Consider the following 17,043-nt stretch of genomic DNA (forward strand, 5'->3'; position numbering starts at 1 on the left):
TTATGAGAACTTTTTTTTTAAATATATTATTTTTTATAAGCCTGACATGTCTTGCACAGCAGGCGTCAAAATCCCAAGCACATTATACCGAGGATTGGGAATCACTTGGTAAGCATACTGCTACACCGGAGTGGTTTCGCGATGCTAAATTTGGGATTTACTTTCATTGGGGAGTTTATTCTGTTCCAGCTTATCACAATGAATGGTATCCCAGAAATATGCATATTATAGGTGAAAAAGCTAACAAACATCATATTGAAACTTATGGGGATCCTACAAAATTTGGATATCATGATTTTATTCCCATGTTCAAGGCTGAAAATTTTGACGCCAACCGATGGGCCATTTTGTTTAAAAAAGCAGGCGCCCGCTTCGCAGGGCCCGTAGCTGAACATCACGATGGATTTTCGATGTGGAAGTCGAAAGTGAATCCCTGGAATGCTGCCGAAATGGGGCCTAAGCGTGACATTGTTGGCGAAATGGAAAAAGCCATTAAAGGCAATGGTATGAAGTTTATCACTACTTTTCATCATGCCCGTCAATGGAATCAGACTACAGGAGCACGTTCTGAACAATTTTACAATGACCTGAGAAAAAATTATCCGGCACTGCTTAAAGATGATAAGCAAAAGCTGCTTTATGGCGAAATGCCGTGGGAAACTTTCCAAAAATTTTGGTTTGATAAGCTGGTCGAGGTTATAGATACATATAACCCCGATTTGATGTGGTTTGATACAGATTTGGACAGGGTAGGTGAATCTATGTTGAAAAAATATTGTGCTTACTATTTTAACCATACACAGAAAACCGGGCAGGAAGTATCAATTTTTTATAAACATAATGATCTGCCCACTACGGTTGGTGTACTTGATTATGAAAAGGGGCGTGCTGATGTTCTGGCTGAACTACCTTGGCTTACTGATGCATCGGTGACTAAATCGAGTTGGGGATTTACAGATAGGGTGGTTGGCAAAGACCGGATATACAGTGGTAAGGCAATGATTCATACCTTAATTGATATTGTAAGTAAGAACGGTCAGTTGCTGTTGAATATCGCACCGATGGCCGATGGTACTATCCCGAAAGAACAGGAGGAAACTTTACTAGAAATGGGCGATTGGTTGGGACAGTACGGCGAAGCAATATACAGCACTAGGCCTTTTGTTGTGTTTGGAGAAGGACCAACCAAGTTCGGAAAAGCTAACCCGGAAGGCAGTGCTAAAGACATTCGTTTTACACGTTCAAAAGATGGAAAAACACTCTTTGTTATTTTTATGGGCTGGCCAGGGAAGAATGTCCCTGTTCAAATCGACTCACTTAAAGATGCAAAAATAGACATTTCAAAAATTCAATTGCTTGGTGCTAAAGATCCTGTTAAATGGCAGCAAACATCCCAGGGCTTATCCGTAACCTTATCGGCTGATCCACCGCGATTGGGAGAAACAGCAACAGTTTTAAAGCTAAGCTTGAAATAAGTTTAAAATAAATGAAGTGATATGAAATATTCAAGATCAAATAAATTAGCGATCAATTGGAAAGCCAGTTTCTTTATGTTATCTGTCTTTCTGATGCTGAGTATTTTAAATGCACAAGACAAGGGACGAAGACCAAATTTTATCCAGATTCTAACTGAAATGAATGGTTTTTAGCCCAAATTGTTGCCGGACAGTTTAAAAAGTGGTTGGAAGAAGTAAGGGATAAAGATACGCCTTTTTTTATAACTATATGGTTTCACGTACCGCATAGACCAATCAATAGTGATCCCAAGTTTCTTGAGCTGTATAAAAAGACAAAAGCGAAATCTGATTCAAGTATGGTTCAGTATTTAGTTAAGGTACCCCAACTTTATGAGGCTATAGGTACTATTGTAAAATCGTTGAAGGAGGCTTGAGCATATGAAAACACAATTATCTGTTATGCCAGTGATAACGGTTCTGAAGGTGGAAATGAATATGGAACATTTAATACTTCATACAGCCCTTATGCTGGTAGTAGATACCGTGGTCAAACAGGCGGTTTATCAGGTCGTAAAAGGTTTACACATGAGGGAGTAGTAAGGGTTCCAGGAGTTATAAGCTGGCCTGAAGGTTTGAAAAGAAATGGAGTTAAACCTGGAAATGTTTTTGGAGAACCAATAATTGGATCTGATATTTTTCCAACATACCTTGAATTAGCGGGAATTGATATTCCTAAAAAGGACAAACAGCATGGGGTTTCAATTGCTCCTCTTATTAAAGGTGAACCTTTTAAAAGATCAAAGCCATTGCAATGGCGTAACCAAGATGTTATCAGGATGCGAGATGGCATTTGGAAAATGATCGTAGATCCTTCAAGGAAGTCTTTGTGCTCTTTATAATCTTAACATTGACAAACGTGAAACTACTGACTTGGCAAAATATGAACCAGAAGTGTTTGAAAGAAAGCGCTTGTGGAATACGATAAAGATTTACTTAGCGAAGGGCCAGATTGGAATAAAAAAGATGCTAAAATGAAAAAGTATATACCTGATTAGATTATGATAAATTACTGTTTTAATATTTTGTTTTTGTTTTGTTTTATAGGCACAGCCCAGGGACAAGTTGTAGAGGTTAAAAGCAAACCGGATGAGCAGATCGGAGCTTGTGAACAATTAATATATCGGGTTACACCTTCAGTTGCTCAACATTTTAAATCTGAAATTATACCAGCCGATAATGGGTTTGATGTATTTGAAGTTGAATCTGTAAAAGGAAAAATAGTACTGCGGGGTAACAATGGAGTTAGCCTTGCCAGTGCTTATAATTACTATTTGAAGGAGTATTGCAGGTGCTTGTACTCGCTCTGGGGTAATCAAATGAGGCTTCCGGATTTACTTCCTGAAGTACCTGAAAAAGTGAGAATTGTAAATTCCAGAAAAATCAGACACTTCTTCAATTACTGTACCTATAACTATTCTGGTACATGGTGGAATTGGAAGGATTGGGAAAAGGTGATCGATTTCTTAGCAATGAATGGTATTAATATGCCGCTTTCAACTGTAGGTGTTGAGGCCGTATGGTATCATACGCTCATTGAACTGGGACTTTCAGATGATCAGGCCCGCACATTTCTGGCTTCGCCGGTTTATTTAAGCTGGCAGTGGATGAGTAATCTGGAAGGTACCAGCGGTCCCCTTCCAAAATCTTGGATTGATAGCCACGAGAAGTTGGGAAGACAAATTATGGATCGTGAGATTTCGCTGGGAATGACTCCGGTTGTTCATGGGTTTTCCGGACATGTGCCTGTTGTTTTTAAAGAAGTCTTTCCTGATGCACGGATTAGTATTAAACCAGGCTGGGCTAAAGAAGCATTTAAAGGGGCGGCACAGCTTGATCCGCTCGATCCATTGTTTAGTAAAGTTGGTAAAGTCTACTTGCGTAATCAGATTGAGCGCCTTGGAAGCACACACTATTATATGACAGATCCTTTTCATGAGGGGCATCCTCCTGTTGAAGGAAAGAAGTACTTGCAGGATGTTGGCAGGGCAATCAGTCGACTACTTTCAGAAGTTGATAATAAGGCAATATGGATGATGCAGGACTGGTCACTACGGGAAGATATCGTTACGGCTGTTGATAAAGATAAGCTGATTATAATGAACTTGGCATATAGCCCGCAAAAAATCGCTAAGTATGCAAATCTGGGTTATCGGTTTACAGTTGGGCAGCTGAATAATTTTGGAGGGCGTACATTTATGCATGCTGATCTGCCCGATCAGGCAGGTAATATTCCTTCAAAAGTTATTGCCGAAAACAAAAATTGTGTTGGTAGTGGAATGTGGATGGAAGGAATAGGAGACAATCCTGTAAATTATCATCTCTGCCTTGAGATGAATTGGCAAAATGGAAAGGTTGATTTGAGTGAATGGCTTAAAGACTGGTCTGAACGTCGTTATGGAGGTGTCTCTACAAAGGCCACCCAGGCATGGCAATCACTAATGTCAAATGTTTATGCCATAGGTGGACGCGGATTCGGATCAATAGTTGCTGCGCGTCCTGCAATCAAAAGCCCTAAGTCGGGACCAAATCGGGGACCTGGAATTGATTATGATCCGAAGATACTGGTAAATGCATGGAATTTACTATTATCTGAAAATAAAGAACTGAAATCATCTGCCGCTTACCGTTATGACATCGTAGATTTCGGACGGCAGGTATTATCCAATCTCGCCTTATTTAAACAGCGCGAAATGGCACTGGCCTATATTCGGAAGGATAAGTTACTGTTTGAAAAAACTTCAATGAATTTTTTAGTATTGCTTTCAGATTTAGATAGATTATTGGGGGCTGAGGAGGCTTTTGTATTCGGAAAAATGTTGAAAGATGCGGAGCGATGGGGGGTAAATACAGAGGAAAGCAATTATTATCGTCGTTCTGCGGCAGCACTTCCTACCATATGGGGTAGTGATACAGCTGAGCCCACACTTTTTGATTATGGATGGAGAGAATGGAGTGGATTGACAGGTACATTCTATAGTAAGCGATGGGAGATCTTTATTAAAGAATTGAAAATTAGTTTGGATAAAGGTGTGGATTACAAGGATCCTGAAAATCATGTGTGGGGAAGACCTGCATTCCGAGCGGATGGAGTGCTGTCCAAAATCGCTGATTTTGAAATGGAATATGTTGCAAATCCACCTCAGGCTATTAAAACCACATCAACGGGTGATGGAGTAGAAATAGCGATTGAACTTTTTAATAAATATAAAAATGAACTGATGGCCCAACCAGATAAGTCTCCAGTTGAATGGGGGAAAATGACAAAAGTTGAGTATGATATGGGGAATTAATCTTGTAAGTAAAACAAGGTAAACATATAAAATAACATTTAAGCAAAACGAACCAATGAGAAGAAACTTATTAAGTTTAAAGAGTACTTTAATAATCATCCTATTTAGTTTCATTTTTATTTCAGCCAAAGTGGTTAGTTCTATTAGAAATGAACCCGATGAAAAGGTTTTGCCAGGCGAAATCTATTTGAAAGCAAAGGCCATACATCCTTTTTTTAGAATTGACGCATTTCCTGCCAATATGGAAGTTGATGTTAATCCTCCATCATTTTTATGGCCTTCAAGTCGACAGGAATTTACTGAGCCATTGAAATCGTATGATTTTCAGCTTAGTCAGGACCGTTCGTTTGCTCAGGTTGTTGAAGAAACAATTGGACAAAGCCCATCGTTTTACTTGGCCAAAAAGCAGTTGGCTGATGGCACTTGGTACTGGCGTTACCGTGAAACAGGCAAGGATTGGCTAGGACCTTATAGCATTACTGTTGGAGTGGGTTCTCGAAAAGATTACCGTCCATCTGCGAGCGCTTTTGTAAATGCTGTGAAAGGTGACAGGCCTCGCATGATTATTCGTAAAGAGCGCCTTCCGTATGCCCGTATTGCATTTAAACAAAATGGGATTACCGACCAGATTTTGAAGCAGGCCGAAAGCTATTTTGGGGTCGAACTTCCAAAGAATGAATGGGGCGGAAAATTTCACAAAAACGGTAAACAGATATTCACGGGTGGTAAATTTCCAGACGGTCATGTTAAGTCTATGATAACTGCTCCGGTGTGGACGGGTGCAATTGAGAGCCTTTGCAAATCGTACCTATTAACGGGAGAAGACCGCTATGCAATTGAAGCCTTACGGTGGGGAGAAAAAGTGCTTTCTTTCGACCTGCTTACCCCAAACAACCTTACTTATGATGGCAATCCGGTTCCCGATGGTTTCGATTTTGCCATGTACCTTAATGCAGTTTCCAGTATTTACGATTGCCTTTATGATCGGATGTCGGTTGATCAGCGGAATGATTACCGTAAGAATCTAGCAGAACGGCTTCGTATTTATTATGAATATTATTGCAATAGATTGGAAAATAGGTGCATCGATAATCACTCCTGGCAGATAAGCTTGGCCTCTTTTGTGCGCGCAGCCATTACGGCCAAAGGCGATATTCCTGAAGCCGATAAATACCTAGCCTATGCCTATGAAATATGGGCAACTATCGATCCGGAGCAGAGCCGCACCGACGGAGGATGGTTTGGTGGTGGTTATGTAGGGGTGAATATCGATGTATGGACCGAAGTGCCCGCTTATTTCAAGCTTTATACTGGTTATAATTTTTATGATACTCCTTTTTACCGAAATCATGCCTATTATTTCCTATACAGGCAGTCGCCAGGCTCGATGGAGGATGGATTCTCGGGCGATGGTTATGGTGGAGAAGGTAAAGGGGTAGGCGATAAATTAAAACTTTGGCTTGGTGTTTTGGATGCCGATCTCGATCTACCAGTAGCTGGTTGGCTAGCTTGGGATACTTCTTTAAGAAATAACAATAAGTGGAATACTTTTGCGTGGGTCAGACAGGTTGAGGGAATGCCTCTAAGCAGGAACGGAAATAGGGAACTGCCTGGAAACCTTCCACAGTCGCGCGATTTTCGCGATATAGGTGTTGTAAACATGCACAGGGATTTGTTACACCCCGAAAACGATCTGCATGTAGCATTGCGATCTTCACCTTTCGGAACATTTGGTCACAACTTAGCCAGCCATAATTCGTTCAATGTTATATATAAGGGAGATTTTTTGTTTGTACCCTATGGACATCGGTTTGGCGGGGCAAAAAATAATGCGGCCTGTTACCGAAATACCCGTGGTTTTAATAGCGTGTTGATTGATGGCAAAGGGCAGCCTTTCAGTCCCGAGGCTTATGGGTGGATTCCTCGGTTCCTCGATGGAGATAAAATCACTTATGCCTGTGGCGATGCTTCAAATGCCTACCGTTCCGAACCATTCGAACGGGAGGGCAATGCTTTCAAAGCGGCCGGATTAAATATTGATGACCATATTTCGAACGGGGTATTGAAGCGTTTCCGCCGACATGTAGTATTCCTCAGGCCATCCCTTATTCTGGTTTACGATGAACTGGAAGCAAAAAAAACTGTTCGTTGGGATTGGGTGCTTCATTGTCGTTACAATATGAAAGCTACTGGTTCGGTGCTGAAAGTTGATGGAGTTGATGCTGAAGTGGATGTGCGGGGAAGTATCCCGATGGTTACTGAAGTAAAAGATAAACCCATGTTTATGCCAATTAATGTGGATGGTCGTGGTGGCGAAAAGGCTGGAGCACCATACCCGATAAAAGGAACATATGCCTGGGTATCCTCCAGTTCAAAAACAGATAAGATTCGAATCCTGTCGTTCGTTCAGGTAGGTAATGTTAAAAAAATTGAAGAGACATCAAAAGGGGTTTACCGTTGTGGTGACTGGAAAATTGAAAGTGAGATGAATCCTTTACAAATGGCAAACCTGAAAATTACAAATACCGATGGTTCAGCTTCCTTTTTACTAAAAAAAGAAGGAACAGGTGAATCTGTGATTAAAGAAACCTTGAAAGGAAAGATTAAAGAGATCAAGACAGTGGACGAATTGCCTTACCATGCTAGAGGGTTAAAACAGGTTTCTAATATTAAGAACAGTAAATAGTAATACTAAAAGATATTAATTATATAACAAACAATCAGAAAATGAAAAATAAACAAAAACTATCTCAACGGCTATATCATAGTTGGTTGATTGTCTTTATAATTTGTTTTTCGGTAAATGTCAGTGGTTTTTCTAATGACAGAACACCGGGGGGAAATGAAAAACCACAAACCTTAGAGAATAGATTTCTTAAAAGAAAAATTGGAGTCGTATCAGGAGTATTAAAGACAATTGATCTTTATAATAAAGTAGCTGACAAAGTACTTTTACCAACTACCGTAGATGAATTTGTGATGAGGCTTTCAAAAGATGCTTCTAAACAATCGGAAGATAATTATCTGAAGTCAGCTGATTTCAATGTCATTAGTTTAAATGGTAATAATCAGGAAATTATTGCTGAGCTTGAAAATAAGCAGTTCCAGATGAATGTTAAAATTCACTATACTTTAGATCCCGACAAATTTTATGGTCATAAATATCTTGAAATTACTTCGGGACAAAAGTGTATTATTGAATTACTAGATATTGAGTCTATCTCATTTGAGGATGCATATCAGCCTTATAAAGCAAAGGACATGATGTGGACTACAACTAAGTTCCTGCCGGCATTGGGTCAGCCATTATATACGACTGGTTCTGCAAGTTTCTGGGGAGTAGAATTTCCTGCATCGTGGAATCGCGTGGAAGGTAAGACTATCCATTGTGGGTATCAAGCGGCAATTGAACTTCAGCCAGGTAAAAAATATACAAGTTATAAGGCTGTTTTTGGTGTTGGAGATGATCCGAAGTTTATCAAAGACACCTTTCTTGACTATATTGATCAGATAAGAGCGGTTCCATTCGGATTGCATGTACAATATAATTCGTGGTTTGATTTTGGAGGTTCAATTTCTCAGCAGAAATTTTTAGAATCTTTAGAAAAACTGCATCATGAATTGGTAGAAAAGCGCGGTTGTAAACCTTTGGATGTATATGTAGTTGATGATGCCTGGCAAAATTCCCGCCCACCCAGATCTCCACTTGATGACTGGAGTACAGGAATGTATAAGGTAAATGAAAAGCTTTTTGATCCTGAAATGAAAACTGTACGTGAAGAGATTGAGAAAAGAGGATCTAAGATGGGGCTTTGGGCTAGTCCCGCCTGTTTGTTTGGTGCAACAGCAAACCTTGATGTACTTGAGGAAAAAGGATTTGAGGTATTGGTAGGTAAAAAACAGGGTAAATCTGGGAAGATCGCTAAATCTATGTCTATGACAGGTGAAAAATACATGAATTTGCTTGAAGAAGCTTTGCTTCGTATGGTAAAGATGGGGGCGGTTTATTTTAAATTTGATGGTATATTTGGTCATTTGGGTACCCGTTTCTTTGAAGTAGTACCAGGCAGAGGAACCCCAGTGATGTCGGATCTGTTGCCTGAAGGCGTTACTGCTGATGATCCGCGTTTGAACGATCCTAAGTTTGACGAGATGAAACGCTATTATATAACCAGAGGAACAGAGCGACTCATCAGCATTTATCAGAAGATGCGTGCAATTAATCCAGAGATTCGTATATTGAATCATAATGGCACTACGATTAGTCCATGGTGGTTTATGACCATCGATGTGCTGAGCCTAGTAAACGAACAGGACGGAGCACAAGGGACTAACCGCAATGAACAAATGTGTTACCGCGACGCAATTTATTATCAGACTACAGTTACCGATAATAACCAGATTCCTCTTAACTCTGTTTTTAACCATGAACCCGCTAAGGATGGTAAGCGTTTTGGTGATGCGGATAAACAGGCCTTTCAGAATTACTTCATGATGGCCATATCCAGAGGGACGGCAATGGTAGAATTATATGTCCAAACAAAAACATTGCTTCCTGAGGACTATGATGTCATCGCAGATGGCTTGAAATGGTTATATAAAATAAATCCGGCATTTAAAAAATCAAGGATGCATGGTGGAAATCCATTAGGCACACATACATTTAACGAATCAAATGTAGCCCTGAAAGATACAAAAATCGATACTGAGGCTAATGTCTACGGTTATACTGGTTGGACAAAAGATCTGGGCTACGTGTCTATCCATAACCCTAAAGCGACTAAAGAAACATACACCTTTAAACTTGACCGAAGTTTTGGGCTTATGCCAGACACTAAAGCTACATTCAGATTAAGTTCGCCAATGTCTGAAAATTTAAAAGGATTGAAAAAGGATTGGAAATATGGAGATGTAGTAACAATTGAATTAAAACCAAAAGAAGTGATGATTCTTGACTTTCAAAAATAAGGCTTCGAAAATGAGATAATTAACAAATTAATTTGATTAATGGAATGAACAAAATTAAGAGTTACAGTTTGACTTGCATGTCCGTAATAAGCTTGTTTAACGAACAATTCTACGCTCAATTAAAAGAAGCTAGTTATTAATATACATAATGAATTTATTAATGTTGATTATAATAATAACAAAAAGATTCTAAAAATAAAAGATTCAGCAAATATTTTTTTTTGAAGCACAGATTTTAGATGATAAGGATTGTAACATAAAAATATTGAACGATCATTCATTTCCAAATACTAGGTAAAGCTTTATCAATAGAAGTTACTTCTAATGGAAGTAAAACATTTATAATAAGTGTATTGTCTAAAAATCCGTTCGTTTATATTGAGACTATAATTACCAATAAAACTGATAAAGATATAAATATAGAAAAATTAGATATTCTGAAAGCGAAGGTATTAAGGGGAATTAGTGCGAACGAACTAGATGCTTTTTGGTACTGGTGGATTAACTCGTCTAAATGAACAACCAAATATGCGCACTAGGCATAAAAGTACTAAACCATAAGAAAGAAGGAAGTTTAAGCTCTCCTGGTGGCAGTAGTTATATGTTTTTATCGGTAACCAATCCAGAAACTCGTCAGGGTGTAGTGGGAGGATGGATTTCGTCTGATCGAGGAAGTGTCATCAGTGTAATACAAAGCCAAAAATAGTGAGTTAAAAAATGGACACAGTTACGACAGAGCTTTTTAAAGATTATTAGTTTGAACTGCTTTGAAGTTTAGTGCAGCATTATAGATTTAAACAAGTGAAATTCAGAATCAAATATTTTTTTATTAAACTAACCCACTGTAAATCTATGTTTAAGCTTGTTTGATTGGGTAAAATATAGGACTACTAAACGAGCTTTTAAAATCCATACATCACTTGATTTTGATAGGTTGTTGATTAAAAAAAACAAATTTATAGCCTTGGTAAAACTAAAGGATAACCCGTAAAGACATTCCTTTTTTGAACTCTAATATAGAAACCTCTAATAAAATTAAAAAACACCAATATTGGTAGCAATTAACTACGCTTTATGTTACATATGTCTTCATTTTTTTACTTTATTAAGTGTGAAATTGCCCAAAAAACATAGTTTATAATAAAATCAATTTATGAAAAAAAATATCTTTAAATGTATTGTAATCATTGGATTATTTGTATTAAGTACAAAAGTAAGTGCTCAACAAGCAATATCAACTTCAGGAGAAAGTTTTTCTAATGAAAACGGTTTTGTAAGTTTTACCATTGGTCAGGTAGTTTTCGAGTCAATAGACAACTCAGGTCAGGGAGTTCAGCAACCTCCTCGAGAAGTAGTTTTGTCGACAACTGAATTAGAATTAGAAATAGTAGCATTTCCTAATCCAATGGCAGACATCCTTTGTTTAAATATAACCGATGGTGATTTTGCAGGGTATACATACCAATTGGCAGGTATTGATGGTAAAAAAATTATTGAAGGTAAGTTAAGCGGATTAACTTCTGAGATTCATGTAGGGAATTTAAGTACCTCACTATATCTTTTAAATATTACTAAAGAGGGAAAATTAATTAAATCAATTAAACTAATTAAAAACTAAAAAATGAAAACTAAAATTATTCTTTCGTTGATTCATATTTTTTTATTCATTGGATTTGGGCATGCTCAAGTACCTAATAAGATGAGTTATCAAGCAGTTATACGTGATGCCAAAGGAACTTTAATGAGTGAAAAAAAGATAGGAATGGAGATTACTATTGTAAAAGGAACGAACCCCGAAGTAGCTGTTTATACTGAAACACATAGTGGTCTTACAGATAAAAATGGACTGTTAACGTTGATTATAGGTTCAGGCACTACTTCAGCACGTCTAAATGATTTTAATGCTATTGATTGGTCAAATGGCGAATACTTTACAAAATTTTCAATTGATTTAAAAGGAGGTAAGAATTACAGTATGTGGTCTACTACTACACTTATGAGTGTTCCTTATGCTTTTCATGCAAAGACAGCTGAGTCTATAGCAGGTGTAGGGGCCAATTCAGATCATTATCTAGGTCAAGTTTTTGAAGGAGGAATCATTTTTCACATTGATTCTACAGGTAAACATGGTTTAATTGTTAGTATGACTGATTTAGCAATAGCTGAAACATGGAGTAATAAACCAAAAGAGGATGTAGGAGATACTGCCCGAAGTAGTTGGAATGGTAATGCTAATACAACAGCTATTGCAGGCAAGGGAGGCACAAGCGCAGCATTACTTTGTCAAAATTATTCGAATGAAGATTATGGAACTGGTCAGTTTTCTGATTGGTATTTACCGAGTATAAATGAACTTGAAAAATTATGGCTCAATATTTACGATGTGCAAAAAACATTAAGTACAGACAAAAAAGAGAATACTAAAGAACTTACTAGAGATTATTACTGGTCATCCACAGAGAATAACCGATATACGGGATGGGGATTCAATTTCTACAATGGCAACTCCTATGCAAATATCAAATTTAGTAATGGTAAAATACGAGCTGTTAGAGCATTTTAAATGATAAAGAATTATACATGTAATAAATTTAACAACGTGAGCCAAATATCTGTAACTAAAAATAACTCAAGGCCTATTAATGGTGTGAGCACCGGGAATTGTTTTATGAAAGTTGAGATTGAGGATGTCATAGAAACCTTTAAAATTCTAAAAATGAAAAGAAGCCTAATATTTTTATTTCTTATATTTAATTCTATTGGTGTATTTGCTCAGGCTGAGCTTCCTATGGATTTGCCATATATAATGGGTGATGTTTCAGTGCCCCAGCCTCAAGGTATTGTTGACGAAAATCCGGTATGGTTGCATGTTAATATACCTATTTTAGATGGTACTGAAAGTACAAATCAAGAAAAAAAAGCTAAAATAGAGAGGTTAAAATTTCAAAGGAGATTTTATTTTAAACTATCCAAAAGTTCAAGTTTTACTGGTAAAGTGTACGAAAGTGGTCCAAAGCGTTATGGATTTTATTCACCATACGAACAATTGTCGGAGGGAACTTGGTATTGGAAATATGGAATTGCAGATCCAGATACACCTGATCGGCCAGTGTGGAATTCAGCTGTTTACTCATTTGTCATTACGGGTAAAGAAAGACTGATTCCAATTCCTCCAAAGCCAGAAGAAGTTTTAAATGCTATTATTAGTCGTTCTCCACCAGTGGGTTTATTATTTAATGATGAGTTCACTAAATTAGTTCCAACAAAAGAATGGCCAGAGTTAGCTAATTTTATATTAATAAAGGCAGAGGATAATTACAATAATGATGTCCCAATGACCTACACTGTTAGTGAACAGGACGCTATTAATGAAGGGTATGTTGATGCAAATGGTAAACCCAATGCCGAACTACTATTTTATAGAAAACTTAATTTTGCGCTTTTTGGGCAGAAAACGAGGTATATTAGAGACTTAATGTCAGCTTATTTGTTGATTGGTGATATTAAATACCGAGATAGATTGATTGAAAAAATTGCGGAGTTAACGGTTTTTTATGAAAGTACTAGTTTTTATTTCCCTTCAATAAATGCTACAATACCAGTAAAAAACCAATGGGGATCAACGCCACAAGACCTAAAAAAGGAGTTTATTGATCTTATGCCAGAAGCACTTACTGAAAATGAAAAGGAAACTATTATAGATGAAGTATATCCTGTTACAAGAATTACACCAGAAAAGGCAGAATATATAGAGAATACAGGTTTTGACCAACATCTATGGCAGGAAATGGATACATCAATTCTTGAAACATTAATATATGCTAGATATTCACAACAAGCGCGTGAAGAATTTAAATATTTATATGAAATATGGCTATATAGAGCTCCTGTATTAAGCAGAACTGATGGAGCATCTCAGGATGGCGATGGTTATTTGGGTGTACATGATGATTACTTGACATTTATTCCTTATTTATTTTATAAGTTAACGGGGCATAATTATTATAAAGGAATTAAATGGTTTGAGAACCTAGGGAAATATTTACATTATACAAACCCTTTTGCTACTAATCCAACTGGTTTTACCGATGGTGATGGTCCAGCGGCCACCATGCCATCTACTATGGAAGCTATGGCTTATATGGTTCCTGAAAATAATTGGAATTTATTAAGACATAAAATAGTAGGTAGGCTTGATTATAAAAATTTTAATGCAAATTTCGGCAAAAAAACATCAGCTTATTCATTACTTTCCATGTGGAAAAATATAGCAAAACCAGATCTTTCTAAAGCCATTATTCCAGACACTTTAGCCGCAGAGTTTAGCGATTTTGGTGAAGTTGGGATGCATACGACTTTTTTAAACAAGAATGAAAATTTTCAAGTAACCTTGCATTCGTCTCCTTACGGTTCAATGTCGCATACACATCCTGCACAAAATGCTTTTAATATGGCATTAGGTGGTCAAGATATGTTTTGGAAGGTAGGATTTTACAACGGAGGAGGTCCTCATAATGTTTTAAATTATAAAGCGTCTCGAGCCCATAATACCATAATGGCAGATAGTTTGGGACAAGGGTTTCATACTAGTGCCTATGGATGGATTCCAAGATTTGTAACCGGTAAAAAAATCAGTTATGCTTTGGGAGATGCCAGCAATGCTTACAATGGTGCTAACTGGTATGTAGATGAAATGGGAAGATATCAAAATAGTGAGGGAAAGGATGAAGTTACTCGTGAGTCCAAGCCGGTAAATAGGGTGTATCATACACGTGAATTTGGGTTTGGCAATCCTGGAGTTACAAGATTTAGAAGGCATTTGGTCATGTTACGTCCAAATTATGTGTTGATATATGATGAATTAGAAGCCGAAACAGCAATTTCATGGCAGTTTAATTTACACTCTCGAAGGTTCATGAAACAACTGGGCAATGGTAGGTTAATGGGAGTTAATGATTTTGGTGCAACATCGGCTAAGCTTTTTTGTACAGCACCAATTATTACGAGTTTGGATTCAAAATGGTTAACGAATTCGAAAGAACCTGGTTTTGTTCAACCGCCCAAAAATAAATATTGGTTATTGAAACCTTGGGATGATGAAAATAAATTAGAAAAGCCAATTCCTAATCATTATCATGCGACAATTGGTACCGCAGGGAAACATAAAAAAATGAGATTCCTTACCGTTTTTGAGGTGCATAGTGGGAAAAATAACACTTTTGTTCCAACGGAACTGCAATATACAGGTACAGACTTGGTTACTATTCAGGCAAGCGGTTATACTATTAAGGCACAGTTAAATGCAGAAAAGCCGTCCTTTTTAGAAGTTAAGAATTTGGATGAAAGTGCCGTTTTAATAACAGGTCAGGGAGCCAATGAAGTGATTGTAAATGGGCGAGTGAATAAAACGAGTGTACCTGGTGCAACATTGTTAATTGAAAATGGTGTTATACAAGAAGATAAGGACAAGTATCCTGATGCTCTCATTTACGGTAATAAATATTAATCAATTGTTTATTAATTTGTATTGACCTTATTTGTGCATCCTTAATGGGGTTCTCTACATTTTTTATGTAATAGTATTAAACCATTTGATTTTTATTAAACAATTTAATCAATCCATATTGTGTTGTTATTCATTAAATAAATCTGGAATTGGTGGAGTACTTTGTTGTGCTGGAGCGATTGTATTACAAGGATTGCCATGATTAATCTCATTGGTTTGTATTTCGTTTTTTATGTCAATCATGTTCCCGACTGTTTATGGAATAACTTTAAAAAAAATATGGGAGATGAAGCCGAAATTGGTTCAACTGGTTTAGTGATGGCTATCGTGGGTGGTGCTTTAATGCCTGTTTTACAAGGTAGCATTCTAGATTGAGGAGGTGCTGGATTCTCTGATGTGAAAATTTCAGAATTCATTCCTGAGGTTAATTTTTCTTTTATCTCAACTTTAATATGTTTGTCTGTAGTTACTTTTTATGGCTACAACACTTTTCAACTGTCAAAAAAATAAAAAAATGAATACAAGACGTCATTGCTTTTCATGTGATTTAAAAGATGATTATCAACTAATTGCTGAATACAAAGCATACCATGCGACTGGAAAAGCATGGCCAGAAATTACCAAAAGCATTAAAGATGCTGGAATTATAGATATGCAAATTTACCTTATCGGAAACCGCATGTTTATGATTATGGAAGTAAACGATACTTTTGATCCAATTAAAAAATCTGAAATGGATGCTACTAATCCGAAAGTGAAAGAATGGGAAAACTTGATGGGGCAATTTCAACAAGAACTACCATGGGCAAAAGTTGGGGAAAAATGGGTTTCCCTAGAAAAAATATTTCAACTAGTTTAACACTTTAAATATGCCAAAATAAAAATAGCTATCTGAAAACGAGAGTCATTTTTATATGACATCGAAAAAAAAGGTAATGTATCAGATCTGTTGGCGAACCCGATTATAGAGGGCCATCAGAGAGGATGGAAAGTCTTTAAAATCTGAACAAAACTCTTAATGGAAGTAAAGATTTGATCTTATCTCAGAGCCATATAAGCAAATTACCAGTATGGCATCCTTGCATCCATTAGCATGGTTATTATTGAAATTTAGAGGAATATATAGTATTTCGATTAATAGAAAATAGTACTGAGGTTTTTTTGTTTTAACTCAGTAGTGGTGGCTGCATTTTGATAGTTTTTAATGGCGCCGTTTAATTTCGGGGCGAAAGTAGGCGCCCCGATTTTATTGAAAAAACTACTGCTGTTAGTGTGTTAATTATAATTTTAAAGATATATGAATAATTACCCCATAGTTATGTTTTTTTCTTTCCATTGTCTTGCTGTGCCATTGGATTTTAAATACGTAATGTATTAATCTCTCTAAGATTGTGTCTTATATGGTTTTCTTAAATAAATTTTATCCAATCCTGTGAAAAGGATCCTGGAAGTAATGATAATAATGTCCTTATTATGGAAGTATTCTGTGCTTATCTTAATGATCATTAATGGACAATGTTTGGCGATCTGGCAGGAGGACCGGCATAGAAAAATAATCGGTTTGGTTTTTAATCTCTTTAGAATACAGGGAGTTAAGGTCAGAAATAGAAGCGGAATGGCACAAGGGATGGGGCCTAAAAAGATCATCCGTTTGACAGACCATACCTTTTAGTGCCACAGTCAAATGAAATTACCAGGCAGATTGTGGAAACAGCGCCAAGAATCTAAAAATTTTTACATATGAAATATATTGTTTGCGAAC

11 protein-coding genes are annotated in these 17,043 nt (G+C 37.0%); all 11 read left to right on the forward strand.

The window, feature by feature from the left end:
* The first annotated feature begins 2 nt into the window (after window positions 1-2).
* Complete coding sequence (locus tag LPB88_RS21675; RefSeq protein WP_230717752.1) at window positions 3-1,475, forward strand: alpha-L-fucosidase; 1,473 nt, start codon at window positions 3-5, stop codon at window positions 1,473-1,475.
* A 21-nt stretch (window positions 1,476-1,496) separates the two neighbouring features.
* The gene (locus tag LPB88_RS21680; protein ID WP_230717753.1) at window positions 1,497-1,649 is read left to right on the forward strand and encodes a hypothetical protein; all 153 of its coding nucleotides are present in this window, start codon (window positions 1,497-1,499) and stop codon (window positions 1,647-1,649) included.
* A gap of 257 nt (window positions 1,650-1,906) precedes the next feature.
* On the forward strand, window positions 1,907-2,356 hold the full coding sequence (locus LPB88_RS21685) for a sulfatase/phosphatase domain-containing protein (RefSeq protein WP_370635899.1): 450 nt from the start codon (window positions 1,907-1,909) through the stop codon (window positions 2,354-2,356).
* Between the two features lie 159 nt (window positions 2,357-2,515).
* The gene (locus LPB88_RS21690; protein WP_230717754.1) at window positions 2,516-4,807 is read left to right on the forward strand and encodes an alpha-N-acetylglucosaminidase; all 2,292 of its coding nucleotides are present in this window, start codon (window positions 2,516-2,518) and stop codon (window positions 4,805-4,807) included.
* 55 nt (window positions 4,808-4,862) lie between these two features.
* Window positions 4,863-7,493 (forward strand): DUF4962 domain-containing protein, encoded by a 2,631-nt coding sequence (locus tag LPB88_RS21695; RefSeq protein ID WP_230717755.1) that lies wholly within the window; start codon window positions 4,863-4,865, stop codon window positions 7,491-7,493.
* A gap of 41 nt (window positions 7,494-7,534) precedes the next feature.
* Window positions 7,535-9,775, forward strand: coding sequence for a hypothetical protein (locus LPB88_RS21700; protein ID WP_230717756.1), 2,241 nt, complete (start codon window positions 7,535-7,537; stop codon window positions 9,773-9,775).
* Between the two features lie 1,153 nt (window positions 9,776-10,928).
* On the forward strand, window positions 10,929-11,393 hold the full coding sequence (locus LPB88_RS21705) for a T9SS type A sorting domain-containing protein (RefSeq protein WP_230717757.1): 465 nt from the start codon (window positions 10,929-10,931) through the stop codon (window positions 11,391-11,393).
* Window positions 11,394-11,474: 81 nt separating this feature from the next.
* Window positions 11,475-12,338, forward strand: a complete 864-nt coding sequence (locus tag LPB88_RS21710; protein ID WP_230717758.1) for a DUF1566 domain-containing protein — start codon at window positions 11,475-11,477, stop codon at window positions 12,336-12,338.
* Between the two features lie 153 nt (window positions 12,339-12,491).
* The gene (locus LPB88_RS21715; protein WP_230717759.1) at window positions 12,492-15,281 is read left to right on the forward strand and encodes a DUF4962 domain-containing protein; all 2,790 of its coding nucleotides are present in this window, start codon (window positions 12,492-12,494) and stop codon (window positions 15,279-15,281) included.
* A gap of 198 nt (window positions 15,282-15,479) precedes the next feature.
* Window positions 15,480-15,656 (forward strand): hypothetical protein, encoded by a 177-nt coding sequence (locus tag LPB88_RS23915; protein WP_370635896.1) that lies wholly within the window; start codon window positions 15,480-15,482, stop codon window positions 15,654-15,656.
* A 139-nt stretch (window positions 15,657-15,795) separates the two neighbouring features.
* Window positions 15,796-16,140, forward strand: coding sequence for an L-rhamnose mutarotase (locus LPB88_RS21725; protein WP_230717760.1), 345 nt, complete (start codon window positions 15,796-15,798; stop codon window positions 16,138-16,140).
* Window positions 16,141-17,043: the final 903 nt, after the last annotated feature.

The sequence above is a fragment of the Flavobacterium sp. JAS genome, from assembly GCF_020991455.1.
Lineage (GTDB): Bacteria > Bacteroidota > Bacteroidia > Flavobacteriales > Flavobacteriaceae > Flavobacterium.

Excerpts from the sequence above, each read along its gene's own strand:
- LPB88_RS21725 (WP_230717760.1), top strand. The coding sequence starts at position 15,796 with ATGAATACAAGACGTCATTGCTTTTCATGTGATTTAAAAGATGATTAT.
- LPB88_RS21705 (WP_230717757.1), top strand. The coding sequence starts at position 10,929 with ATGAAAAAAAATATCTTTAAATGTATTGTAATCATTGGATTATTTGTA.
- LPB88_RS21700 (WP_230717756.1), top strand. The coding sequence starts at position 7,535 with ATGAAAAATAAACAAAAACTATCTCAACGGCTATATCATAGTTGGTTG.
- LPB88_RS21710 (WP_230717758.1), top strand. The coding sequence starts at position 11,475 with ATGAGTTATCAAGCAGTTATACGTGATGCCAAAGGAACTTTAATGAGT.
- LPB88_RS21690 (WP_230717754.1), top strand. The coding sequence starts at position 2,516 with ATGATAAATTACTGTTTTAATATTTTGTTTTTGTTTTGTTTTATAGGC.
- LPB88_RS21680 (WP_230717753.1), top strand. The coding sequence starts at position 1,497 with ATGAAATATTCAAGATCAAATAAATTAGCGATCAATTGGAAAGCCAGT.
- LPB88_RS21695 (WP_230717755.1), top strand. The coding sequence starts at position 4,863 with ATGAGAAGAAACTTATTAAGTTTAAAGAGTACTTTAATAATCATCCTA.
- LPB88_RS21715 (WP_230717759.1), top strand. The coding sequence starts at position 12,492 with ATGAAAAGAAGCCTAATATTTTTATTTCTTATATTTAATTCTATTGGT.
- LPB88_RS21675 (WP_230717752.1), top strand. The coding sequence starts at position 3 with ATGAGAACTTTTTTTTTAAATATATTATTTTTTATAAGCCTGACATGT.
- LPB88_RS23915 (WP_370635896.1), top strand. The coding sequence starts at position 15,480 with ATGATTAATCTCATTGGTTTGTATTTCGTTTTTTATGTCAATCATGTT.